Origin of the sequence: Butyricimonas hominis, assembly GCF_014287455.1 — a bacterium.
Lineage (GTDB): Bacteria > Bacteroidota > Bacteroidia > Bacteroidales > Marinifilaceae > Butyricimonas > Butyricimonas muris.
On sequence record NZ_JACOOH010000012.1, the window covers coordinates 69,372 to 94,981 of the forward strand.

The window sequence follows — 25,610 nt, forward strand, 5'->3', positions numbered from 1 at the left end:
TACCCCCTGTACAAGGCAGGAATTACCCGAAATAGCCAAGATATCACGTGTGTTAAATTTACTTATTTACCACTAAAACGTGGGTGATGAGTGGGCGAACATCAGGCGAACATCGGGCGAAGCCTTTAGACAACCACCCAAAAGCTGCCCACCCCCCACCCATCGAGCCAGCTTATCCCTTGTCCCGGGGTTATAAATGTATAGCTATAACTTTTTTTTACCCCATCCCGCGCAAGTTTTTCCAACCGAGGTTGTCCAAACCCGTGACGAACAAGAGAAAAACTAACAGCATAAACCATGAAAAGAACCCATATTATTATTTTAGGGATTATATCCATCCTCCTTATTCCCTTTATATCCGGCGCACAGGATCAGTTCACCGACTTTCTGAGAACAGAACTCCGCGCCCAAATGGACGAACTGAAGAAACAAGAGTTCCCCCCGTATTACATGAACTACCGGGTAGTGGACGAGCAATTTGCCCGCGTGATTACCTCCTTCGGGGTATTGACCGCGAAAGAGAGCAACCGGGAGCGTACGTTGGTGCCGCAAATCCGAATCGGGAATCCCGAATTTGATAATTTCAAGATCAAACAAATGGGTTCCCCCATCTCCCGTTTTCACGGACCGTCATACGCCGTACTCCCTATCGACGACACGAACGGGGACAACGCCATGCGGCAAGCCATCTGGAACGAGGTGAACAACCGTTACAAGTTTGCCATCGACGCCTACCAGACCGCGAGAGCCGAAACCACGATCAACGTGGCGGAAGAAGACAAGGCACCCTGTTTCTCGCAAGCACCCGCGGAAAAATACTACGAGGCACCGCTCCCCGCCAACCGGACAGCGGTAGACCTTGACGCGTGGGAAAAACGACTGAAGGAAATCTCTGCCGTGTTCAAGAAACATCCCAAAATACTACGGGGAGATGCCTCTTTCCGCTACACGGTGAAACGTATCTACGTGCTAGACTCGGAAGGAACGGAAGTCGTGCAGAACCTCACTTACGCCCGCATCATGGTACAAGGTGCCGCGAAAGCGGACGACGGCATGGAATTACCGCTCGTGCTTTCCTATTTTGCCCATTCGCCGGAATCTCTTCCCTCGAACGAACAAATCATGAAAGACGCCAACCTCATGGCGGACAAGCTGATCGCCTTACGGGACGCACCGATTGTCGACCCGTACACGGGTCCCGCCATCCTGTCGGGGAGTGCCAGCGGGGTATTCTTCCACGAGATATTCGGTCACCGCATCGAGGGACAACGCATGAAAAGCGATAAAGACGCCCAGACATTCAAGAAAATGATCGGGGAATACGTGTTGCCCCCTCACCTCCAAGTGTTTTCCGACCCGACACTCAAGAACTACGCCGACCAAGACATGAACGGCTACTACAAATATGACGACCAAGGCGTGAAAGCCGAGAGAGTGGATGTCGTGATCGACGGGAAACTAAACGATTTTCTGATGACAAGAACACCGCTCGACGCGCATCCCCGCAGCAACGGTCACGCCCGTGCCGACATCGGTTACGACCCCGTGTCCCGCCAGTCCAATCTCGTGGTGGAAAGTTCCGACCCGAAAACAGAAGAGGAATTGCGCCAACTATTAATCGCCGAGATCAAAAAACAAGGGAAAGACCGGGGATACTTCTTCAAAAGCGTGACGGGCGGCTTCACCATGACCAACCGTCGGGGAGCGAATGCCTTCAACGTGACGCCCCTCGAAGTGTACGAGGTGTATGCCGACGGTCGCCCCGACAAACTGGTGCGGGGAGTAGACCTCATCGGGACACCCCTCTCCATGTTCTCGAACATCATATACGCCGGTAAAGCACCCGAAATATTTACCGGGACGTGTGGCGCAGAATCGGGCGGCATACCGGTAACCGCCACCTCCCCGACCATTCTCGTACAGAAAGTAGAAATGCAGCGCAAAGCGAAAGCCTCCGACCTGCCCCCTATTCTGGAAAAACCATGAAAGTCCATAAGGTCTATAAGGTCCGTAAAGTCCGTAAAGTCCATAACACTGGAGTCCTTCGGACTATATTTATCAGCAGCAACGCTGCCGTAGGAGAAGCACCCCGCAAGGGTCAATGACCTTATGAACCTTACAGACCTTATAGACTTTATGAACTTTATAAACCTTATAAACTTTATGAACTTTAACCCTTGATGTCATGAAAAGATTTATCCTCTACATATTATTTCTCTTCCTCATCGGAAGCCTGTCACCCGTTTCCGCCCAGACGGCCAAAGACGACGTTATCATCCAAGCTATGCAGGACGAATTGCAGCGCAACATGGAGCAATTGAGCCTGCCCAAGGTGCAGAAGCCGTTCTTTATCTCGTACGCCACGGGAGTATCCCGCAACTTCGAGATCTCGGCTACCTTGGGTGCGGTTACACACTCGACGGAAAAACCGGAACACATGGTCGGCTCGGTCAAACTACTATTGGGCGATTACAGGGAAAACAGTGACAGCCGCTACCTCGGCAGGCACACGAGGGTAATCCTGTCCATGGAACCGGATTACGACCTGCTTCGCCAAGATTACTGGCTCGCGACGGATAACGCCTACAAGAACGCCTCCCGCGAGTGGATCACGAAACGAAGTATGCAGAAAAGAAACGTCCAGTCCGGAGAAGAAACACAACTCCCCGATTTACAACAAATACAACCGCAAGAAAAAATCATCACCCCCCAAATCCCGTTTGTATTCAACCGGGAGCAATGGGAAGAAAACCTTCGGGAATTATCGGCAATCTTTGCCGACTACCCCGAATTGTACAATTCTTCCGTTCAACTGTCGGGCATGGACATGGAAGTCTACCTGACTACCTCCGAGGGAACGGTGGTAAAACAACCCGTGCGGGTGGTTACCCTTCGGGCTGAAGCCACAACCCGCACGGACGACGGGATGCAAATCAAGGATGCTTTCGGGATAACGGCACGCGTACCGAACGAATTGCCCGCGTTGGCGGAATTAAAAACCCGAATCGGGAATTTCGCCGAACAACTCGCGGCACTGAAAAAGGCGGAAACTATCGACCCGTATTACTGCGGTCCCGTGTTATTCGAGGGAAGTGCCGCCGCATCCATTTTGAGAGAGAATCTATTGAGTCAGGAAGGACTGTTCGCCTACCGGATGCCCCAAGATCCCAGAACAGCGTCCCAGAACAAGGTCAATTCCATAGCCCCCCGCATGGGACTAAAAATCATAGACAACCGCCTGACCGTTAAAAATTACAGCACATTGAGCAAATACAACAACACCCCGTTACACGGAGCCTACGAGATAGATGCCGAAGGCGTGATACCCCCTCAGGAAGTCACACTGGTTGAAAACGGGATACTGAAAAACCTGTTGAACGGCAGAGTTCCCACGCTCAACTGCGAGAACACTACCGGAAATTCGCGTTACATCGCTTCCGACCGGGAAATCGCGTACAAAACGGCACCGGGAACCATACACGTGTCGGCAAAAAACGCCGTGAAACCGGAAACACTGAAAAAGAACCTGTTGAAAATAGCCAAATCGGAAGGTCTGTCCCACGCTTACATCGTGCGGAAAATAGCCGGAAACGCCACCCGTATCTACCGGGTGAATGTAAAAGACGGCAGCGAAACACTGGTACGCACGGGAGAAATCATGCCCATCACCTTGTCCCATTTAAGAAGATTAAACGCTATTTCCAACAAAGAAAATGTCAGCAACTATCTCTTGGACGGAGAAGTCATATCATCAATGATCTACCCGTCGGCACTGTTGCTGGAAGACATCGAGATCAAAAAAGCGGAAGTGAAGAAAGAAAGCGAGCCGGCACTCCGGTTCCCGTTGATATCGGGCGAAAGCGTAAAAACGCTTTGCCCTTGGAGGCAAAAGTCCATAAAGTCCGTAAGGTCCATAAAGTCCATAAGGTCACAGGCGTCCTTCGGACAAGGTTTACCGGCAGCTACGCTGCCGTAGAAAAAGCGCCCCGCAGGGGTCCATGGACCTTATAGACTTTACGGACTTTATGGACCTTCGACTAAAAAGATTATCCACTTCAAATAATTCAATTATATTTGTACCATATGCATACACCAATACCCTAATACACAAAACAATACGACAGACAGCTAAAAAGCCGCAAAGACAAAAAATATCGCATCCGGCGATATACCCAATTGACAGTTTTTGACCCAAAAGTTGTACATGTGTGAAAAATTGAGAATAAAAGCAATCCTTGAAGGAGATCAACGAGCCTTCAAGGATCTGGTTGACGATTATAAAGTGATAATCGTCAACACCTGCTACGCTTTCGTTCACGACAAAGACGATGCCGAGGATCTGGCGCAGGAAGTATTTATCCAAGCCTACGAATCCCTCGACAAATTCCGGGGAGAATGTAAACTCTCCACGTGGCTGTACCGCATTGCCGTGAATAAAGCGATCAATTACAAAAAATCCGTCCGGTACAGGATGAAAAGAATACGTCTTGAAGGGGACAACCCGATGTCCATTCCCTCGAAAGACGAATTGGCACAGGAAAAAATAGAAAAAGAAGAAATCATATCACATCTCCACCAAGCGATCAACAACCTGCCCGAAAGGCAACGCACCGCTCTGGTTTTAAATAAATATGAAGAACGCCCGTACAAAGAGGTTGCCGAAATCATGGGTATTTCCCTCGCTTCCGTCGAATCCCTCCTGTTCAGGGCAAAAAGCTATTTGGAAAAATATTTCAGTAATTATAAAAACGATTTGACATGACAACGGGTAACAAGAACAAGCTATTTTACTGGTTCAACATCATCTTCCTCATGATAAACACCTCCCTTGTGGTCTTCTTGTGGTCGAACACGAGCCAAGAGCAACCGACCGAGAACACGAGCCAAGAACTGAACATGGAGTTTTTAAGAGAGGAACTCGAACTGACCGACGAGCAATACAAGCAACTCATGGGAATGGATCGCCAAGTGCTCAAAAGACACGAAACCGTTCTGAAACTACTATGCCAGAACCGCTACCGTCTTCTGCACGAACTCGCGAAACCCGAGCCCTCCATGGAAGAACTGAACAACACGGCGAGGTCTGTCGGTTTCCTGCACCGGGCATTGAAGAAGCAAACCATCTATCATTTGCTGAACGTGAAGAAGATATGCACCCCGGAGCAATCCAAGAAACTGAACAAAATCTTTATCGACATTTTAGAGATCGACAAACACTGCCCGGAGTGTAAAACCAAATGCAGCAAAAGCGAGAAAAAAGAAAAATGCCGTCGTTGCACGAAAACTTATCCCTATGACAATCAAGCCGAAGACCGACTCCGACAGCAAGAAAAAGATTCTTTACTATAAAAAAACGGGCATCTAACGCAAGTTATCCCGTACCCCGTTGTCAAATACACAAATACCTAATCTGAAGCGTCATGAAGTGGGAAAATATAATTCAAGAAGATAGAATCAAATCCGTGTCACCCGATTTCACGGAACAAGTGATGAGCCGCCTTGCCGGGTTACGCAAGTACGAGTTCCGATTCAGAAAACGTTACCTCGGGATGAGCATAGCGGCAGGCATCATTATGGGGATGATCATGCTCGGGCTGCAACACCACTTGGGGGAATCACGAGATCGTGACACGATGCTCAAAGAATGGATCGGTCAATACCATCTCGACGACATGAACCTTGAAAAAATGGACATCAATCTGTTTTAACGGAAACCTAATACCAACTTAACCTACAAATACAATTAACTATGAGTCTTTATCGTTTCATTTTTCTATGCTTGTGTATCTTCTTCACAAGCCAACTTCCTGTAACAGCGCAGGAAGCGGAAAAAAAGGTAATATTCGAGGGAACTATCCTCGATTCTAAAACCGGAGAAACCCTTCCGGTCGTGGTTATCCATATCAAAGAACTGAACATGTGGACGACTTCAAACCTCGAAGGCGCCTTCAGTTTCAAGAATATCAAACCGGGAACCTACACGGTTACCGCCTCGTGCCTCGGGTACAAGGATTACGAGATGAAAATGGTGCTCACGAAAGACGTGACCAATTACAAGCTCCGGCTGGAAGAAGTATCCCTCGCCATCTCGGAAGTGACGGTAACCGCCAAATCCGGCGGTAAACTGAACAGTTCCTACTCGATCAACAAAACGGCAATCGAGCACTTGCAAGCCACCAGTTTGACGGACATCATGCAATTGCTGCCGGGAGTATTGACCTTCAATCCCTCGCTGACAAAGATCAACCAGATCACCATCCGCGACTTGCCCCCTATCACCAACGGAACGGCTGTCCCGAACACGACCAACGCGCTGGGTACTGCCATTATCATCGACGGGGCGCAACTGACCAACGACGTAAATATGCAAACCCGATCGTCGGACAACAACGCGTTCTCCACGAGCAGCGAAGGGGGTATCGATACCCGCCAGATCCCGATCAACAATGTCGAATCGATAGAAGTCATCAGCGGTGTAGCCTCCGCCGAATACGGCGATTTGACTTCCGGAGCCGTTATCGTGAGGACGAAAGCGGGACGGGCACCCCTTGAAGTCGGTTTCAAAACCGACCCGAACATCAAGCAGGTGAGCGCCACGAAAGGATTCGCCCTCGGCGGCAACAAAGGATTTTTCAACGCTAACATGGACTATTCCTACTCCAACAAAGACAACCGCTCCCCCGCCACCACGTTCAACCGGATCACGCTGGGGTTAGGCTATTCCAACACGTTCAACAAAGAACGGACACCCCTCAGCTTCAACGCCAAATTCAACGGTCACATGACTCTCGACAAGCAAAAAGAAGATCCCGACATGAAACAGGAAAGACTGTACAAGGCGGAAGACAAACAAGCGAGCCTCAACCTGTACGGGAACTGGATGTTGAACAAATCATGGATCACGAACTTGAAATACACGGTAGCCGGATCATACGGGAAACAATACAACTACGAGAAAAAATGGAATTCAGGAAGCATGCAACCCACGACATCCGCCACCGAATCGGGACCCAACGTGGGGACATTCCTGCCTGCACAATACTTCAGCACCTTCTGGGTGGAAGGAAAACCCTACACGGCACAGGCGAAATTGGTTGCCAACCTGTCCGGTAAATACGGTGCCGTCTACAACAGTGCCCTCGTCGGAGCCGAATGGAGAGTAAAGGGAAACAACGGTGACGGCAAACAATACGGGCAATATCAACCCGCGTCCGGACTGCGCCCCCGTTCATTTAAAGACATTCCCGCCATCCACGAGTATTCGTTCTTTGCGGAGAACAAGCTGACCATTCCCTTGAGCAAACAACAATCTTTCGAACTCTCCACCGGGGTCCGCCTGTCGAACATCAGCACGGACGCCGCGGATTACGACGTGATGGTCGATCCCCGTTTCAACGGACGACTGGTACTCTACGACCAGAAATGGAAAAAGAGCGGTTTGCAGCACCTCAGCATCCGAGGCGGCTGGGGTATCCAACACAAGATGCCGACCATGTACTACCTCTACCCCGACCCGAGATACACCGACAGAATCGCGTTCCAATACATAAACGGCGATACGACACTGGCAGTGTATCACACGCAGGTCACCCCGACCGATAACCCCGATCTGAAAACCCCGATCAGCCGGAACACGGAATTTGGCGTGGATGTCAACCTTTTCGGCATCAGGGCAAGCATGGTATACTACCGCGAGAACTTGAAAGACGCTTTCAGCACCAGCAAACAAGTGATCCCGTTCCACTGGACACGCTTCAAGAATCTCGACATCGTAACCAAACCGGAATACATCAACGGTGAAATCGTCTATGACGGCGGAAAAACCGTCGAGTCCTATCAAGACTCTATATTCATTTCCTACGACAGTCCCAGCAACGGGAACCGCATCAAGAAATGGGGACTCGAGTACACGCTCGACTTCGGTATGATTCCCGCCATCCGTACCTCGCTGATTGCCAACGGAGCCTACCGCTACGAAAAAAGAACAGACCAGAGTCCGCTAATGCGCGATAAATCCACCACCTACTACGACTACGCCGGAATCTACGCGGGCACGGACAACGGGGTGGATAACGGAAGGATAGCACAACGCTTCAATACCAATTTACAGATTATCACGCACATACCCAAGTTACGTTTCATCGTGAGCCTCACCATGCAATGCGTGTGGGTAGACAACAGTAAACGTACCTTCAGTTACAACGGGAAAAACATGATTTACATGAAAGACGAAGCCGGCAACATCGTCCCCGGTAACCCGAACAAGGATTCGCAACATTACAAGTACATCAACCCGACCCATTACATGGATTTGGCGGGTAATATCCGCGAGTTCACGGACGAACACGCCAAGATGCCCGAATTTCAGAACCTAATCCTCAGCTCCAAGCCGAAATACTTGTTGCAGGATAACTTAGACCCCTATTTCATGATGAATTTGCACTTGACGAAAGAAATCGGGAAACACACCACGTTCTCGTTCTACGTGAACAACTTGACGAACTCATCCCCGAAACGTTATTACCGTTCCACGGGACAATACCAGAGAATGAACTCCGACATCAGCTTCGGCGCAGAACTCAAGTTAAAATTCTAAACTCCGAATACCATGAAAAAATACATATACTCCCTTCTGGCACTGTTCTTCATGACAGGCTGCCTTAAAGACGAAAAGATACACACGAGTCTACAACTTAGTCTGGACTTCCCGGAAGAATTTGCCGACATGGACAGGACTCCTATCGTGGTGACTTTACGAAACACGTCGAACGGCGTGCAATACAAGAGCAATTGCGACGCGAACGGTATCGCCTCGTTTAGCGCGGAATACGGTTTCTACGAAGCGAGTTTCCAACACAAACACATTGATAATGAAAGTGGAGTCATCCACATTTTCAACGGGCGTTTCGAGAATATCGTTCTTTCACAAGAAATGGAATCCAAAAACGCCACTCCTTACCCGATGGAGATCATCGCGGCAACTTCTGCCCAATTGATTATCAAAGAATTTTATCACTACGGATGCATCGGCAACGACGGGAAGAATTACACGTATGACACGTACCTGTGCATCTACAACAATTCGAACCAAGTGGCTTACCTCGACAGCATCTGTATCGGAATGGTTACCCCGATGGTAAGCAACTCCCCGAGCAGATTCATGGTAAACGGCAGCCTGCCCGATTTCTTACCCTTAGACCAAATGGCTTGGCAATTCCCCGGAACCGGCAAGGATTATCCCCTGCAACCCGGCGAAGAATGTGTCGTCGCTTACTCGGCAATCAATCATAAAGCCCTTCATCCCAATTCCATCGACCTGTCGAAAGCAGACTACGCCTTCTGGACAGAAGAATTTGACATGAGTTCCAGCCAAGTACAAAAACCCGCCATCGGGGTAAAACACATGGAGTGCATTTGGAGAACAAAGAATACGACTAAAGCATTCCCAATCGCCAATACCGCCAAAGCCATGATATTGTTCCGCATAGAAGGACAAAGTGCCGCGGCATACGTGGCAAATCCTGATAATATCACGAAAGCCCCGGATCAACCGACCGGATTGGACTATCTGAAAGTGCCGCAAGAATGGGTACTTGACGGCATCGAATGCGTTACCAGCGCGGAAAGAAACAACAAACGCATACCGACCAGCGTGGACGCCGGCTTCTTCTTTATCGACGGCGGGGCTGCCGGATGCGGATTGGCTGCCATCCGGAAAGTGGAAGAAATCGCGGACGGAAGAATAGTCTATCAAGACACCAATAATTCTTCCTTGGATTTGGAATCCGGAACACCGACATGGAAAAACAGATAAGGTCATAACCCTAAAACGCAAGCATTATGAAATTCAATAAAATATATACCTTAGGTTTAAGCCTTCTCTTAGGCAGCACACTATCGCTCTCTGCCCAGAAAGAGGATAAAAACATCTACAACATGGAGCGTTTGAAAGCTGACAATCCATGGATTAGCTCGTACAATGCCGCCGGATTGACATTCAACCGATTCTCAGACTTCTCGTTAGCCGAAATCGGTTTCCAATACGACAAAGGGGATTTCAGAAACGTGATAGACCCGACGTCAGCCTTCGGCACGAAAATATTGGCAGAATCTTACCGGAAAATCGACAAAGTCTACTTTTACGGGAAATTCGCTTTCGATTATATTCATCGGCAAAACAAATCGTGGTCGAGCGTACTCGATCCCTACGCGACCCCGTTCTTTCTTGCCGACTCCGTACCGGGACGCCAGACTCTCGAATCTTATATTCTGGACGCGGGAGTGGGAACCACGTTTGGCGAACATTGGGCTGTAGGCGGATACGTTCATTATCAAGTAGCTTCCAACTCCAAGAAAAAAGACGTGCGCAACACCAACACGTACATGGAATTTGAAATCTATCCCGGTGTCATGTATAAATCGAAATATTTCAACTTGGGAGCCAACTTCCTCTACCAACGCTCGACAGAGAAAGTGACTAACAAACTTTTCGGGGAAGGAATCAATCACGAAGTATTCTACTTCGAAGGCATGTGGTTCTACACCTCTGTCACCACGACAAACAACTACTCGGAAGACCGTAACTACACGACCAACATTTACGGGGGCGCAGCCCAAGTCGAACTGGCAACCGGGAAAGTGAGATTCTTGAACCAGTTCACGGGGAAGAAAGCCGACCAAACCATCTGGATCAATCATGTACAGGGACAAAGAGGCGGACAAATGGAAAGAACCACTTACTCGTACAACGGACACCTCGATATTGACGGGGATAAATTCCACCACGTGATCAAAGGAGAAGCCCATTTCAACGAAACGCAAGGCTTTGAAAATATGCAGAAATCCGAAATCGTGGACGGGTACACCACTTGGACTCAATACGGGAAGAAAAACAAAAACACGCAAGACGCCACCACTTACGACGTGAGCTACACGCTCTACCGGGATCGGGCGATGCTCGATAACTCGTGGAATGCCAGCGCGGGAGTAAAAGGTTTCAACGTGAAAAACACATACCGCCTCTACCCCGTGGAATATTCCCAGAAATGGGAAAACACGGAAGTGTACGCCGCCTTCAACAAGAACTTCCAATTCAAGAAAGGGATGTTCGACTGCGGTATCGGACTTGCCTACACGGCGGGCGACGGCACGATGCTGAAAGTAAAGAGCGTGTCGGACGAAATCACGGGAGAAGACCTTTACAAACAGCGCACCGACCTGCTGCAACGTGAATTTGATTACATCACGGCAGACAAATTCACGGGACAACTGAAAGCCCGCTATACCTACTTCCTGAACAAAGAAAAAGGCATGAACCTCTACGCGGACGCCCATGCCACGTGGAAGAGGGCATTAAGCGGCAGTTTCAAGGACGACGACCGGACAGCGGTCAAAATAATGTTGGGATTTTCATTCTAATAATATAAAACTAAAGAAAAGTCATGAGCAAAATTAAAAAGAATTTATGGAGGCATGTATTACAAATAGGTGTGATTGCCCTCATTGTCGGATTTATCGTGAAAGTATTTTTCGGGGGGAAGCCGGCGGATGTTGAAGCTTACTGCCCGCTAGGCGGACTGGAATCTCTCGCCACCTTCCTGAATTCAAGCACTCTCGCCTGTAGTATGTCTATCGTGCAAATCATGATAGGTATCGTATTGGCTGTCGGAGTCATTCTATTCAGCAAACTGTTTTGCGGGTACGTGTGTCCCCTCGGCACCATCACGGAATGGCTGGGCGTACTGCGCAAGAAAATGAAGATTAAATACGAGATACCCATGGGTTCGGTAGCGGACAAAGTACTGCGGGTATTCAAGTATATCATCCTCTTCTGGATATTCTACATGACTATCACCACAAGCGAACTCTTCTGCAAGAACTTCGACCCCTACTATGCCATGGCAACCGGATTCAGGGGAGAAATCACGGCTTGGATGACCGTTATCTCCATGCTCCTGCTCTTCCTCGGCAGCTTGTTTATCAATATGTTCTGGTGTAAATACATTTGCCCGCTGGGAGCATTGAGCAATATTTTCAAATTTACCCTCACCTTCGCCGTGTTGGTCGTACTTTCCCTTATCGTCGGGGCTATCGGGTTATCCATGCCGTGGGTATGGTTGCTGGGAGTTGCCTGCGTGATATGCTACATCTACGAGATCGTGTACTACGAGAGCAAGGTATTCCCCTTGTTGCGCATCACGAAAGACGAAACGACGTGTACCAATTGCGGCGCTTGCAGCCGGAAATGCCCGCAACAAATTGACGTGAAGAACATGAAAGTGGTCAAACACGTGGATTGCACCCTGTGCGGGGAATGTATCGCTTCCTGCCCGGAGAAATCACTGAATATCAATCGCCGTTCCGGCTTACGCTGGGTTCCGGCAATTCTGGTTGTCGTCTTGTTCTTCCTCGCCTTGTGGATGTCCCAACATTGGGAATTACCGACCATCGACGAGCGTTGGGGAGATGAAGCAAAAATCGAACGCCTCGAATCCTTCGAACGGGACGGAATGCGCACGGTGAAATGTTTCGGAAGTTCGAAAGCATTCGCGAACAAGATGCGCACCGTGCCGGGAGTTTACGGGGTAACCACATACGTGAACCGCTTCGCCGTCGTGATTCATTACGACCCGACCGAAACCACGAAAGAGAAAGTCGAGGAAAGCATGTTCACCCCGACAAAACGCAAACTGAACACGCCCCCGGCAAACGTGCAGCAATTGAAAGTTGTCACCATGGAAGTGGATAAACTTTTCGACCGGATGGATATAACTTTCTTAGGCAACATCATCAAAGAAAAAGAAGGATTCTACGGTATCGTATCCGAATACGGCTGTCCGGTGAAAGTGATATTGTACATGGACGTGAACAAACCCGTTGATAAAAAAGAACTGCAAGGAATCGTGGAAACCCGCAAATTCGAAATGCCGGTTCACGGGGGCGGGGTCAAAGAAATCACTTGTAACTACGAGTTGACTAGCGTATCCGAGCAAGTAGACACGATAGGACGCCAAGAATTTTTGGATTACATGTTCCCAAAAACATCTTCCGCGTTCAAAGGCAACAAGGATAAATATGACGCGAACGTCGCCACCGCCGTTTACGAAATGGACTACCCCGGCATCGACAAACCGTTGATTCAACGGCAACTTCCTTACTTGGGCAGCTTCCTTTCCAACAACCCCGGTATCCTTGCTTACGAAACAGCACTCCGCAGCGATATGTCCGTCATCCGGATTACCTACGTGAAAGATGTCCTTGACGACGAAAAGATATGGGAATATCTCCAATCTCCCCAATGGACAATTCACTTTAAAGACGGCACCGTGAAAGATATGGATCCTACCCTCAGTTTCAAACAACAGGGAAAGACCGTAGAATGATTCTGTGATTGTCGATTAAATAGAGGTGTGTCAAAACACACCTCCTATTACATTTTTCTCAAACCATTAAAATTATCACCATGTCACCAATACGTCAGATTAAAAGTCTGTTACTCGTCTTATGCCTTGCCTTCCCCACTCTTTCGTTCGCGGACGAGGGGATGTGGCTCGTGCAACTCATGGCACAGACCAACTACAAGGCAATGAAATCCCACGGGCTGAAACTGAAAGCCTCGCAGATATACAACGAGGAACAACCCTCGATAAAAGACGCCATCGTCGCCATCGACTACGGCACCTGCACGGGAAGCATGATCTCCCGACAGGGACTGATGATTACCAACCATCATTGCGCCTACAACGATATTCAAAAACTAAGTTCCCTCGAACACGATTACCTGCGGAACGGTTTTTGGGCAAAGAGCCAATCGGAAGAAATCCCCCTGCCCGGCAAAGTGGTTTTATTCCTCGACCGGGTGATTGACGTCACTGACGAGTACCGGGAAGAACTGAAAAAACACGCGCCGGAAAGAGAATACCCCATCTATTCCATGCGAAAAGTAAACTTCATGCTCGAAAAACGCTATGCCAAAGAAGGCTACGAGGTATCCTGCAACGCGATCATGAAAGGCGATAAATATTACCTCTACTTCTACCGCATATTCAAAGATGTACGTCTGGTATTCGCTCCCCCCACGTGCTTCGGGGCTTTCGGGAAAGACACGGACAACTGGACATGGCCCCAGCACAAGGGTGATTTCACCATGTACCGCGTGTACGGGGACAAAGACGGCAACCCGGCAGAGTACTCCCCGGCAAACACCCCCATCACCCCCCGTTATGTACTGCCCGTATCCATGAAAGGAGTGAAAGAAGGGGATTACGCCATGATCATGGGATACCCGTACACCACCTCCCGCTACACGCCCTCGTGGGGAGTTAGCGAAAAAATCGGACGTTCCAATCCCGCCATGATTAAGGTAAGAACCAAAAAACTCGACATCCTTAACGAGGCGATGAACGCCGATCCGGAAGTCAATATCAAGTACGCCTACAAAGCATTCTCCATCAGCAACCCGTGGAAATTCACCATCGGGGAAAGCGAATACGTGAAACGCTACCAAGTGGCAGCCTTGAAAGCGGAAGAGGAACAACGCCTTGACCGCTGGATAAAAGCCGATCCCGACCGTCTGGCACGCTACGGCAACCTGCTGGAAGAACTGAAAAACACGTACGACATCACCGCCCCCTACATCTCGTCGGACGTCTACTACAAGGAAGCCATTGTCAACGGTGCCGACATCATGCGTCTTGCTATGCGGGTACGGGGGTTGGAGTCTTCCATGCTCCGGGAGAAGGTCACCACACTCGACCCGAAAAGCACACAATGCGACGGTTTCCGGGATTACTGCGAGAAATACTTCAAAGACTACGACGAGGCGACGGACAAAAAAGTATTTGCCGCCCTCTTCCCGCTCTACGTGAAGAACGTGAACCCGGAACATTTACCCGCGGAAGTCACGAACCTCGTGCGGGAATACAACGGCGACTACACCCGGCTGACGGATTCACTTTACGCCCGCTCTTTCTTGGCAAACCAAGAGCGCCTGTACACGGCATTGGAGAACTTCAATCTCGAACTGCTGGCAAACGATCCGGTGTACTCGCTCTCCCGAATCACGCGGGAAACGAATCAAAATCTACGGGACGGCATCCGGGACAACGAGAAAAAAAATGCTTACTTACGCACACTCTACACGAGAGCCCTGCTCGAAATGAACCGGGATAAAACTCTTCCCCCGGATGCCAACTCGACCATGCGCATCACGTACGGCAACATCGGCGGCTATTCGCCCAAAGACGGAGTCACCTATTCTTACCGTGCCTCTATCGACGGCTACAATGAAAAATACGTGAAAGACGATCCGGAATTTGACCTGACACCCGAAGCCTTGGCAGCCATCCGCACGGGGAATTGGGGACGTTACGCCGATAAAGACGGCAAACTATACACGAGTTTCGCCTGCAACTTGGACATCACGGGAGGCAACTCCGGCAGCCCCGTCCTGAACGCGAAAGGCGAAATCATCGGTCTTGCCTACGACGGCAATTGGGAATCCATGGCAGGCGACCTGTATTTTCATCCCGACTACAATAAAAGTATCTGCGTGGATATCCGCTTCGTTCTCTGGATTTTAGACAATTATGCCGGGGCAACAAATATACTGAAAGAAATTTCCATTGTTGAATAATAAAAAATTACTATATTTGTATTTGTCAAGGAGTGAGTAATCTTGATACGAAAAGCACACTACGATTATTTAATGTTTTTAATCAATCGGTCACTGAAGCACGCACCAAAAAAAGTGATCTTAGTTTGATTCCTTGACATAGCGACCTCGCAACGAGGTCGCTTTCTTTTTACTAACAAAACAATATCAATCATCAAAAAAGGAGGGTGTGTAAAAAACACACCCTCTCGTCCATAATGTCGTAAGGTCAAATGCACAGGCGATTAGATGTTATCATACTTAATATCAAAACATTATCTAATCAATGACTTTATAGACTTTAGGAGCAGAAGGCTCGACTTTATGGACTTTATAGACTAGAGGTGTGTTTTGACACACCTCCCTCATCTTATAAAATAAACGAGAAATTATCAATTACTTTTTCTTCATTTCTTCCAACACGAATATCAAACCTTCGTAATGCACTCTATCATCACGGTTCGCTGATGCTAACTTACCCTTCAACAAAGTAACAACCCGTTTCAACATGGCCTGATTATACCCGAAGCTATTGTTAATAGCATCGATTTTCACCTCATCTTGGAAAGGCGAAGCACTTTGTCCGAACTCCACGGACAACCCTTCACGTGCCAAAACGTTCATTCCGAGTTCTTCCTCAATATTTTGGACATGACTATGTAGCACCTCCATCAATCCTTTAGGACACAACTCGTAAGCCTCAATTTCTGCCAAAGAAGGATTCAAACTTTGAATTGCGTCCCCCTTCATATGCTTACTAGAAACGGAAATCATATTATTGAAAATATTTTCCTGCATGATTCTATCTGCCGCGGTTAATTTTCTTCCCTGAATCGTGGGAGCAAATACACCGGCATACAAATCATCGTAGAATTCACCAATTGTATAAGGATTTTTCTCTTTTGAAACATGAGAAGACAAAATTACATGTCCTCCTTTAGCAACGATAGCCTTACTGATTCCGGCAACAATCTTTGCAGACGGATATACAGCCAATCCCGTTTGATTGATCAATTCGGGAAGATTAATCCAGTCGCTATTTCTCAATTCCTTAATCACCCATGCCAACGCTTCCTTTTGTTTTGCACGCGGCACAGATACTACAGCCTCACCAGCCGTACCATCTTTCACTTGAGTCAAATGCACACCACCAACCTGATACAACACATTCAACAAATAACGCATATACTGCGACTGAATAGCACTGTAAAGTTGCATTCTATGAGTGTAATCCACATCATCTTCAATCCACTCGTTCAAATGGCTCAAGATATATTTCAAATTCTTGATCCCGTAGGTACTTGCTTTCAACGGATCATCACCCAAATCTTCTTCCAATGCACTCGGGTCGATACGAAGCATTAATTGCTGACGACCGTAACGATAAAGAGGATCTCCTGCCTTCTCGTCAATCCATTTTTGTGCAATCTCGGCTTCCTCCCACATATCCTTAGCTTCCGGAATAGGAGAATACAACCACTTAATCACGTAATAATCATACACACCAAGTTCGGGAGGAGTCAATTTCACCCCTTTATCTCCCGGTTGCGCTACATAATTGAAACGAGCGTAATCCATGATAGAAGGAGTTGTCCCGTATTTTTGAGTGAAAGAAGCGGAACGCAACGAATCCACCGGAATAGAAGCTGAAGCAGACATATTGTGCAGCAAACCCAAGGTATGTCCGATCTCGTGAGAAATGACATAAACGATAGACTCATCAAGAACATCTTTCGGCATCTTAGATGCACGAACACGAGGATCAAGTTGTGCGGTTTGAACAAAACGCCAATTATTAATCAACTCTACAATATTGTTATATACAATCACAGAAGCATTGATAATCTCTCCGGTTGTCGGGTCTACCCACGACGGTCCCATGGCATTTGCCTCTGCATTCGGGCTGTAACGGACACATGTGTATTTCAAGTTATCCGGATCGAAATTAGGATCATCTTTCGGGAAATCTTTTGCAACCATCACGTTTTTGAAACCAATCTTCTCGAAAGCCTTATTCCAAATCAAAATTCCCTCTTTGATAGGACCTCTCCACTCGTCAGGGAAAGCATCATCCACGTACCACACGATCGGCTTCACGGGTTCAACAAGTTCTCCGCGCTTCCAAGCCTCCATATCTTTGGGTTCCAAACGCCAACGGTTCGACAAAATATAAGAATCAAATCCGTCTTTCTCTTGAGATATTTTCCGAATAGGCAACTGCATCCTATCGCTTGCCGAATTCACCGTGAAAAAAATTCCGACACGGGAATCCTGTACGCGAGGACGCATTTTAGCTTCCGGCAACAAAAGAAAAGTTATCACGGAACGCGTTGCCACTTGTCCCAAATTTATTTTGGAGAACAACATCGAGACACTAGCCTCCACAGGTTGAGAAACTTCCACCGATGCATTATCTTCAAACGCTTTTACCCCTTCAAAAGAAAATTTACCTGAAACCGGAGAAGAAGAAATACTACCGGCACTAATTTTCGGGGCCAAGCTCTTATTATCCTTTATAAAGGAAGTCACGTCAATTACCACGGCAGAACTATCCGCGTTATACGAATGAATCGAGAACGAGTTTGCCTGCATATCCATGTAATTCTTTTCCATGGCTCTCTTCACCCAAGGTTTATCTTCTCCCGCGGTAGCCGCCAGATTGGGTTTATTGAAAACAATAGCAGAATCTTTCTTAACCACGCGATAAAGAATAGGATCATTGTATTTATACCCCACCCTAAGCAGCATAGGCTCCGAAGTGGCGGACACAGTTCCTCCCACCAATATTTCACGATCCATGTATTTCAAAGGATACTCCAGATAAATCTTCTGTCCCACTTTGTGAATCGTCAAAAAATCACCTTTTGCAGTAACGATTCCCGGGCTTTTCATCAAAGTTTCGTATTTATTTTTCTTCTTGACAACAGGTCGTTTCACCTCCTCAATTGTTTCTTTTTTCTTCTTTTTTTTGAACAACTCCCCTGCATAACTCTCTCCCGCGGAAGGAATAAGCAAGGATAGTAACATTACTAATACAAAACAATTTTTCATTTTTTAGAATTTAAAATTAAACATTGTGATAACATAAAAAACAAACATTTATCATTAAAATAACATCCTATATTCCAACTCGTTTGTAGAACCATACATTTTTCGTGAACATTTGTTTGAACAACGACTGATTAGCAGGAGAAATAAACCACCCGGAGCGCAATACACCATCTATTTCCACGAAAATATAACGCGGAAGAGCCTCTATCAGGTAATCTTTCACGAAAGCACTTTTCGTCTTGTCGCAAAACAAGTTTATCATCCATTCCGTTTGCTTTTTCTCCGTCAATATTTTTCTCCATTTGTCCATATCTTCACTTGCACCCACGGCAATATTCACGAACTCGATACCGCCCTCTCCCCATTTTTCATTCACTTTTTTTGCTTCAGCAAAGGTATCCAACTCATCAGCACCATTCACGCTATCCAACGCCCACACGCAAATAAACACACATTTTTCCTGAAAATCGGTCAATCGAAACGTATTTCCCTTATCATCCGGCAACACGATTTCGGGCGCAATCGCATTTTCCCGAACAGGAGTGTACATCTTCTCCAATTCATTCACCCGCTCCACAATTTCCCGATTTTTCATACAACACCTGAAAACTTCAAATACAGGCTCCAGATCTTTGCTCATCCCATTCACTTGCAACTCCCGCTCCAACAATCCGAACGCGTAAGCCTGACGCACTTTTTCACTCTTGATACCATACAAACACTCCTTCATACGCGCATAACTTGTAGCACTCTTATTCACCCGGAAATACCAATCCAGCACGTTTTTCAAATCCTCCGGCGACAACAACTCCAATTCGGGAACATCCGGATCCGTACTCAATTGACAAGGACGCAATTTTTGCAAATCTGCAGGTCGCCCACCTATCGCCTTCCAATATCGAAAAATATTTTCCCGCTGATACGTATGCCACAACAACGTGGCTCGCCCTCTCTCTTGGGTATCATCAATCCCACGCACAAGTTCGTTAGCCCGGGCATCCATCCCTTTCAACGCCTGCATATAACTGTCTATTGAAAGCGTCCCGTCCACATTCTCGTAAATCTTCTTTATTTCCGGGTAAGACGTTTGGGCATGCAACTCCCCTTGTAGTAGCACAAACCACGCTACTATACAACATACAACACTTCTCATACTCATTATTTTAACATCTCCAACAATTTATTCCGCAAAACTTCCTGCCGTAAAGATTTCCCCGCGACAGTTCCATCTTTATCCAATACCACGATAAAAGGAATACTTCTAATATCCAAAGCTTTGCATATTCCTTGTTCCAAATCAAACCCGTACCGGTTACGAACACTTAACCACTCCAACTTCTCTTCCGCATTGGCACGAGCCCAAGCCTTCGGCGAATTATCCAACGACACACTCACGAACTTCACGCCTTTCCCCTCCAATTCTTTATACAATTTCTTCAAATATTGAAGCTCCGCCCGACAAGGACCGCACCAAGATGCCCAAAAATCAATCACATACACGCTTCCGCTCCAATCCTTCAATGTCAACGAATCTCCCGCTATCGAACACACTTCTATTTCGGGAAATTTCTTCCCGTTAGCCACACTTTCCACTTGCTCCAATTTCCGTTTCAACGCCTTGCCTATCTCCAACCGCTTCACCCTCTCCGACAACAATTCATACATTTTTATACCCTTATCGTAATCGTTCTTCATCTCCGTTAGGGCAATATGGGCAGAAGCTATATTATCCGGATTCTTCTCTATAAAAATACAAGTTTCCTTAAACCTCAACTGTTGAAGTTCATCTTCAGCTGCAAACGAAAATATATTTTCCACATCAACATTCTTTCCCGACATCTCGCTTACTTTTTTTCCCATCTCCATTTCATATTTCTTGAAACAGTCTTGGGCGGGCGAACCCTTCAAATTCTTCAAATGAGCTCCTTCAAGAAATTCTGCAACCAACTCTTGTCCGTCCAATAGAACCGTCATTTTCTTATCATTCACCTGCAAAACATAACATCCCGGCTCCTCCAACTCCCCCTTCAAAATGAACTCATAATTATCCAAATCCGCGGAAGCCAAAACACGCGATTCGGAATCATTCGTGCGAATAAACACCGTCCCATACTTCATGCCCGGTACACGCCCTTTCATGGTAAAACAATATCCCCCGGCTTCAGAGCATCCCCACGCGCAACACAACAATATAGCTATTATCACCAATCTCATAACCAAACAATTTCTATTTTACTTCAACATATCGAACAGATTCATAGGAACTTTATCTCCAAATTGATAAGAAAACTCAGGCATCCCCGGAGCTATATACCAAGCATCTCTCAAAGAACCATCCTTATTGACAAATATGTAACGAGGCAACCGGGATATACAATAATCCCGCACGAAAGAGCACTTTTCCACATCACAGAAAAGGAAGTCTACTTTACCCGCCTTATCACCCACCTGTTTTCTCCACACCTCCCGTACATCCGCTTTCCCCAAACAAACACAGAGATACACGAACCGATCGGTATTATTATATTCATCGGGTAAATCCACGAACCGACTTATTGCCTCGTTCTCATCCATTTCTGCCGAAAAGACTCCCATAAATACATGTTTACCCTTGAAATCAGAGAGTTTCACGCTCTCCCCCTTTCGGTTTTCCAACACGAATTCTGGAGCTACAGCCCCCGCCTGAAGCGGACGGTATTGCTCCACCAATGCTTCCACCTCTTTCACGGTTTCCGGAGTCTTGGAACACCAGCGCACATTCTCGCAAACCTCAGCCAATTCCTTCCCGTATCCCCTTTGCTCGAATGCACTCCTCACGTAAGGTAACACGTAAGCATTACGCACGTTCTCGCTTTTCACGTTAAACAACACGTACGAATACTTGCTCACGTTCATTCGCACCACATCATACACCTTGAAATAATCCTCAATCAACTCCACCATCATCTCTTGCGGCAACAACTCCATATCCGGGCAATCCAAATCAAATCCCGGGTACAAACGCTCCAACACCCCCTGCAAACTATCCCGTTTCGCGTTTCTCTCTTTTTCCATTAAATGACCGACATTCGCGAAAACCTCCTTTATCTCTCTAATCCGCACGCTCCGGGCAGAATCTTTGGGAAAAGCATCCAGTGACCGCCCCTCTTCTTGAGCGAAAAGGGCGAGTGGCATCAACCAACAAGAAACCAATAATATACAACCAATAAAATATACTCTCATCTCGTACTATTCTTGTAACAACTCCATGATTTTCTTTTTCAAATGCCCCCTTCTCAAATTACGGGCAACAATACGACCGTCTTTTACCAAAACAATGTAAGGTATACTATTAAATTTTAACTGCCCACAAATACCCGCATCACTCTTAAAGCCGTATTTATTCCGCACGCTTTTCCAAGGAATCTGTTCCTCCGCGTTTCCTTTCTTCCAAGCCGCCACCTTATCATCCATGGAAATACTAATCATATTCACACCGAATTTATGCACCTCCGGGTACATCTCTTTCAAGTAAACCATTTCCTGACGACAAGGTCCGCACCAAGATGCCCAAAAATCGAGCACCCATATCCCCGGGAAATGCTCTATCACCTCTGCCTTTCCCTCTTCCGTTTCCACCTCAATCGGGGGAACTTCACGTCCCAAGGCTGAAGCTACAAACACTTGAGTTTCTGCATACAATCGTTTCCCCAAGGCAGACTGCTGCATTTTCGGCGAAAGCAACGCGTACATTTCCATTCCTCGCTCGTAATCCCTATCCAGTATTTCCAATGCCTGATACACCGAGAATACACCATCGGGATACGCCTGTATAAAATCACGAACAACACCGTATTTCAATTTTTTCAAACCAAAATACTCGAATGTCTTTTTATCCAAATCAGCTTTATCTTCCGGCTGTTGCTGCGCCTTCCAATACTCCCGTCCGATTCGTTCCTGTAACGGTTTATACTTCTCCTCCATCCATTTCTCGAACAACTGTTCCATCTCCATCACCTTCCCCTCGGTCAACTTCACCCTATCACTCGTGATGTCAAGAGCGACCTTCGTCCTCCCCTCTTCCAAGAGTAAAGGATATTCCAAGTGATTTATTTTCAATATATACTCTCCCGGTTCCGGCAAATCTCCTTTCAACGAGATTATTCCGCCATCTATCTCGGAAGAAAAAAGAATATTCCGGGCGGAATCGGCACTCACAAGAAGTGCCGTTCCGTATTTACAACCTTCAATCTCACCTGTTAATTCCACCCGACAAGTATCCGGTGCAGTACATCCCGCCCAAAATATAATCCAAAAGATTATTCCCAATCTCATCATTGATTCTACCGTTTTCCAAGTGTTTCCTGCAATTCCGCTACAATCGATTTCATCACTTTGTATTTCTCCATACACCGTTTAAATTCCCCATTCTCCTCTTCAAAAGCCTTATCACCCAACAACACAGCTTTCACGTAATCGGTAATATCCTGAATTTGTGTAGGACAATAATATCTATAATCCTTTGTATATGTTCTGTCAATGTTATACGACAAAAAACCGAATGTCCGCCAATCCGGGTCCCACTCCGATTTACTATCCAATCTACTCAGCTGCTGATTATACAACGGCATATCCATTTTATTATTTACTTTTCCCACGGAAAAAGAATAAAAAACAGCTAGTTTATCGGGAGTCGTCCTAAATATATAAGCCGCATACTCCCCCGCCAATACAGCCACGCTCAAACTCTTTTCATCTATTGTCTCCTCCTCCTCGTACAAAGCGACACAAGTTGTTCTTCTCGCTTTAAATACATCCCTCAAACGAGTGTTCTTGGGAACTTGAGAATTTGTATTTATCAACGAATCAACCAACAAGAAACTGCAAGGAGAAACTCCATTCAGCAACCCCGGTATCACTTCATCACGTAAAAATTCCATTCCTTTCTTTATTCTATCCCGATCTGTTAGTAACGGGTACAAGTATTCATAGTGAGTGGTCACATCATAATTAACCCCCAAAACCTCGTAGCGATACATCGGTTCCCCCGCTGGATTCACCCCACGCTGAACTTTGGCTATTGTATCGTTATAAAAAATAGTAACACCTGTTTCCTTATAAATTTCATAAGCCAAATGCCCCAATTCGTCATCCGAATCTTCCAAGGCAAACCAATTCGTTTCTCCCGTGGGAGATAAATTCTTATCATCATCACCATTGCATGCCACAAAACACAACGCAACACCTAATAATAAATAATGTAATATCTTCATAACTTAATATTAATTCAATTTTACCGCTTTTCTTTCTTCACGTTCTTCATTAAGTTCCAGTCGACTATTCAAACGATGCTCTTCAGCCGGAATAGGAAACACCCAAGCCGGATCTTCTCCATAGGGAGCTAAAACATAAGTTTCCTCTCCCGCAGGAGTTCCTAAGTCCGCATTTCCTCCCCAAAGCCAAATATGAGTTATTTCCTTCTTTTGCGGATACTTGCTATTCACGGCATATCGACGTAAATCCAACCACCGGAATCCTTCAAAATTAAATTCCAACCTACGCTCCGCACGAATAGCCGTCATCAGACTTTCCCCATACAGCGCAACAGCTTCCGGTTCCGCTATTCTATACCGACGTAATTCCTGCCACAATTGGTTCGCCTCATCCTCGCGTCCCACGGCTGCCAACGCCTCCGCTTTATTCAGATAAGCTTCTGCCAAACGTAATGTAAAAACATCGGATACCCCACCATCATTCCATGTTTTTAGCTTGGCAGGTAACAAATGTGGTACTTCTACAGGAAACCAGCCACCACCAGCCGCATAATCGTATAGAATCACCGCAGCTATCCCCACGTTATAACGAGAATCATTTTCCTGTGACTGATCCGGTACTAAACTATTGTCATTAAAAGCATCCATCAAATCATCGGAAACACCATAAAATGGAACCATTAAATTATTATTATCATCATCACTCCAGTTGATTTCTCCTCCTCTAAACATACCACCGGAACCAAAAAAATACCGTAACCGATAACCTCCTTGGGAAAATATTACTTCCGGCGAATGACTCGTTATCAGACTTTGTGAAGTATTCTCGATTAAAGTATAATCATCCAACCGATAAATATTATTTTGCAATAACGTATCACACTCATTAATCACACCCTCGTAATTCTCCATGTGCAAATAAACTCGGCTTAAAAACAAGCGGGCTGCCTCCATTGACGCACGATAAACAGACTTTCTCCCGTATCCGGAAAGCAATTGAACAGCATTTTCCAAATCGGCAACAATCTGCCCATACACCTTTGCCACGCTAGCTCTGGAAAATCCGCCCTCCTCCTCGTAATCCTCCACATAGGGAGTCAACTTTAAAGGCACTCCCGGGTCTTTATCTGCTGTTTTCACGTCATAAGCCTTCGAATAGATATTGAGCAACCACCAGTAATACGTGGCACGCAAAAACATTGCCTCTCCTTTAATTCGATTATAATCAGGCTCATTCTTGAACTCTTCCGCCTCATACAGTATAATATTCAACGCGTTGATATACCGATACAATTCACTCCATGCATCATTCGCCGTGGAACTAGGACTATCATCTGTCAAACCACCTTTCCAAGGGTCCCTTTGCCAACCGTAAATTGCAGAACATGAGCGACAATCACCTTCTCCTACCGCTCCCGCTCCACGATATTGCAGATCATCATCCAAAAGATGCATCCAAGCAGGTACCGAACCATTCCAATTGCTGCACTCATCAAAAGATGCTATCACATACCCTTCTCCAATCAATAACTGATCCAAATCATTGATCGAATTCACATAAGTCAAATTTTGTGCATCCTCCTCCAGAAAGTCACTACAAGACCATCCGAATGTCAGAAATACAATTAAATATAAAATCTTCTTCATAATCATCA

Annotated in this window: 17 protein-coding genes; 10 read left to right on the top strand and 7 right to left on the bottom strand. The window is 46.6% G+C overall.

The window, feature by feature from the left end; all coding sequences use genetic code 11:
* Positions 1-297 precede the first annotated feature (297 nt).
* The 10 genes from H8S64_RS21145 to H8S64_RS21190 all read left to right on the top strand — a co-directional run bounded on the left by H8S64_RS21145 (position 298) and on the right by H8S64_RS21190 (position 15,634).
* A complete protein-coding gene (locus H8S64_RS21145) occupies positions 298-1,986 on the top strand; it encodes a TldD/PmbA family protein (protein ID WP_186978629.1) in 1,689 nt (562 codons plus the stop codon).
* A gap of 199 nt (positions 1,987-2,185) precedes the next feature.
* Complete coding sequence (locus H8S64_RS21150) at positions 2,186-3,976, top strand: metallopeptidase TldD-related protein (protein ID WP_255469662.1); 1,791 nt, start codon at positions 2,186-2,188, stop codon at positions 3,974-3,976.
* A 228-nt stretch (positions 3,977-4,204) separates the two neighbouring features.
* Positions 4,205-4,762 (top strand): RNA polymerase sigma factor, encoded by a 558-nt coding sequence (locus H8S64_RS21155; RefSeq protein ID WP_186978630.1) that lies wholly within the window; start codon positions 4,205-4,207, stop codon positions 4,760-4,762.
* Positions 4,759-5,349 (top strand): Spy/CpxP family protein refolding chaperone, encoded by a 591-nt coding sequence (locus tag H8S64_RS21160; RefSeq protein ID WP_186978631.1) that lies wholly within the window; start codon positions 4,759-4,761, stop codon positions 5,347-5,349. The genes H8S64_RS21155 and H8S64_RS21160 overlap by 4 nt, the downstream gene beginning before the upstream one ends.
* Before the next feature lie 71 nt (positions 5,350-5,420).
* Entirely contained in the window at positions 5,421-5,708 is a 288-nt protein-coding gene (locus tag H8S64_RS21165) for a hypothetical protein (protein WP_099290472.1), read from the top strand.
* Positions 5,709-5,749: 41 nt separating this feature from the next.
* Positions 5,750-8,596 carry a TonB-dependent receptor gene (locus H8S64_RS21170; protein WP_186978632.1) on the top strand — a complete coding sequence of 949 codons (2,847 nt, stop codon included), beginning with the start codon at positions 5,750-5,752 and terminating at the stop codon, positions 8,594-8,596.
* 12 nt (positions 8,597-8,608) lie between these two features.
* A complete protein-coding gene (locus H8S64_RS21175; RefSeq protein WP_099290474.1) occupies positions 8,609-9,814 on the top strand; it encodes a DUF4876 domain-containing protein in 1,206 nt (401 codons plus the stop codon).
* Between the two features lie 26 nt (positions 9,815-9,840).
* On the top strand, positions 9,841-11,418 hold the full coding sequence (locus tag H8S64_RS21180; RefSeq protein WP_186978633.1) for a DUF6850 family outer membrane beta-barrel protein: 1,578 nt from the start codon (positions 9,841-9,843) through the stop codon (positions 11,416-11,418).
* A 23-nt stretch (positions 11,419-11,441) separates the two neighbouring features.
* Positions 11,442-13,382, top strand: a complete 1,941-nt coding sequence (locus H8S64_RS21185) for a 4Fe-4S binding protein (RefSeq protein WP_186978634.1) — start codon at positions 11,442-11,444, stop codon at positions 13,380-13,382.
* A gap of 80 nt (positions 13,383-13,462) precedes the next feature.
* On the top strand, positions 13,463-15,634 hold the full coding sequence (locus H8S64_RS21190) for a S46 family peptidase (RefSeq protein ID WP_186978635.1): 2,172 nt from the start codon (positions 13,463-13,465) through the stop codon (positions 15,632-15,634).
* A 414-nt stretch (positions 15,635-16,048) separates the two neighbouring features.
* On the opposite strand, the gene H8S64_RS21195 is transcribed toward H8S64_RS21190, so the two are convergent.
* The 7 genes from H8S64_RS21195 to H8S64_RS21225 form a co-directional block, all read right to left on the bottom strand.
* Positions 16,049-18,703: a zinc-dependent metalloprotease gene (locus H8S64_RS21195; protein WP_186978636.1), complete on the bottom strand. Its 2,655-nt coding sequence runs from the start codon at positions 18,701-18,703 to the stop codon at positions 16,049-16,051.
* A gap of 67 nt (positions 18,704-18,770) precedes the next feature.
* On the bottom strand, positions 18,771-19,856 hold the full coding sequence (locus H8S64_RS21200) for a TlpA family protein disulfide reductase (protein ID WP_186978637.1): 1,086 nt from the start codon (positions 19,854-19,856) through the stop codon (positions 18,771-18,773).
* A 5-nt stretch (positions 19,857-19,861) separates the two neighbouring features.
* A complete protein-coding gene (locus H8S64_RS21205) occupies positions 19,862-20,917 on the bottom strand; it encodes a TlpA disulfide reductase family protein (RefSeq protein WP_186978638.1) in 1,056 nt (351 codons plus the stop codon).
* An 18-nt stretch (positions 20,918-20,935) separates the two neighbouring features.
* Complete coding sequence (locus H8S64_RS21210; RefSeq protein WP_186978639.1) at positions 20,936-21,925, bottom strand: thioredoxin domain-containing protein; 990 nt, start codon at positions 21,923-21,925, stop codon at positions 20,936-20,938.
* Between the two features lie 6 nt (positions 21,926-21,931).
* Positions 21,932-23,020, bottom strand: a complete 1,089-nt coding sequence (locus tag H8S64_RS21215) for a TlpA disulfide reductase family protein (protein ID WP_186978640.1) — start codon at positions 23,018-23,020, stop codon at positions 21,932-21,934.
* Positions 23,021-23,025: 5 nt separating this feature from the next.
* Positions 23,026-23,955 carry a hypothetical protein gene (locus tag H8S64_RS21220; protein ID WP_186978641.1) on the bottom strand — a complete coding sequence of 310 codons (930 nt, stop codon included), beginning with the start codon at positions 23,953-23,955 and terminating at the stop codon, positions 23,026-23,028.
* Positions 23,956-23,964: 9 nt separating this feature from the next.
* The gene (locus H8S64_RS21225) at positions 23,965-25,602 is read right to left on the bottom strand and encodes a RagB/SusD family nutrient uptake outer membrane protein (RefSeq protein ID WP_186978642.1); all 1,638 of its coding nucleotides are present in this window, start codon (positions 25,600-25,602) and stop codon (positions 23,965-23,967) included.
* Positions 25,603-25,610: the final 8 nt, after the last annotated feature.

Excerpts from the sequence above, each read along its gene's own strand:
- H8S64_RS21190 (WP_186978635.1), top strand. The coding sequence starts at position 13,463 with ATGTCACCAATACGTCAGATTAAAAGTCTGTTACTCGTCTTATGCCTT.
- H8S64_RS21205 (WP_186978638.1), bottom strand. The coding sequence starts at position 20,917 with ATGAGATTGGTGATAATAGCTATATTGTTGTGTTGCGCGTGGGGATGC.
- H8S64_RS21210 (WP_186978639.1), bottom strand. The coding sequence starts at position 21,925 with ATGAGAGTATATTTTATTGGTTGTATATTATTGGTTTCTTGTTGGTTG.
- H8S64_RS21175 (WP_099290474.1), top strand. The coding sequence starts at position 8,609 with ATGAAAAAATACATATACTCCCTTCTGGCACTGTTCTTCATGACAGGC.
- H8S64_RS21170 (WP_186978632.1), top strand. The coding sequence starts at position 5,750 with ATGAGTCTTTATCGTTTCATTTTTCTATGCTTGTGTATCTTCTTCACA.
- H8S64_RS21145 (WP_186978629.1), top strand. The coding sequence starts at position 298 with ATGAAAAGAACCCATATTATTATTTTAGGGATTATATCCATCCTCCTT.
- H8S64_RS21215 (WP_186978640.1), bottom strand. The coding sequence starts at position 23,020 with ATGATGAGATTGGGAATAATCTTTTGGATTATATTTTGGGCGGGATGT.
- H8S64_RS21225 (WP_186978642.1), bottom strand. The coding sequence starts at position 25,602 with ATGAAGAAGATTTTATATTTAATTGTATTTCTGACATTCGGATGGTCT.
- H8S64_RS21220 (WP_186978641.1), bottom strand. The coding sequence starts at position 23,955 with ATGAAGATATTACATTATTTATTATTAGGTGTTGCGTTGTGTTTTGTG.
- H8S64_RS21165 (WP_099290472.1), top strand. The coding sequence starts at position 5,421 with ATGAAGTGGGAAAATATAATTCAAGAAGATAGAATCAAATCCGTGTCA.
- H8S64_RS21200 (WP_186978637.1), bottom strand. The coding sequence starts at position 19,856 with ATGAGAAGTGTTGTATGTTGTATAGTAGCGTGGTTTGTGCTACTACAA.
- H8S64_RS21195 (WP_186978636.1), bottom strand. The coding sequence starts at position 18,703 with ATGAAAAATTGTTTTGTATTAGTAATGTTACTATCCTTGCTTATTCCT.
- H8S64_RS21180 (WP_186978633.1), top strand. The coding sequence starts at position 9,841 with ATGAAATTCAATAAAATATATACCTTAGGTTTAAGCCTTCTCTTAGGC.
- H8S64_RS21160 (WP_186978631.1), top strand. The coding sequence starts at position 4,759 with ATGACAACGGGTAACAAGAACAAGCTATTTTACTGGTTCAACATCATC.
- H8S64_RS21150 (WP_255469662.1), top strand. The coding sequence starts at position 2,186 with ATGAAAAGATTTATCCTCTACATATTATTTCTCTTCCTCATCGGAAGC.
- H8S64_RS21185 (WP_186978634.1), top strand. The coding sequence starts at position 11,442 with ATGAGCAAAATTAAAAAGAATTTATGGAGGCATGTATTACAAATAGGT.
- H8S64_RS21155 (WP_186978630.1), top strand. The coding sequence starts at position 4,205 with ATGTGTGAAAAATTGAGAATAAAAGCAATCCTTGAAGGAGATCAACGA.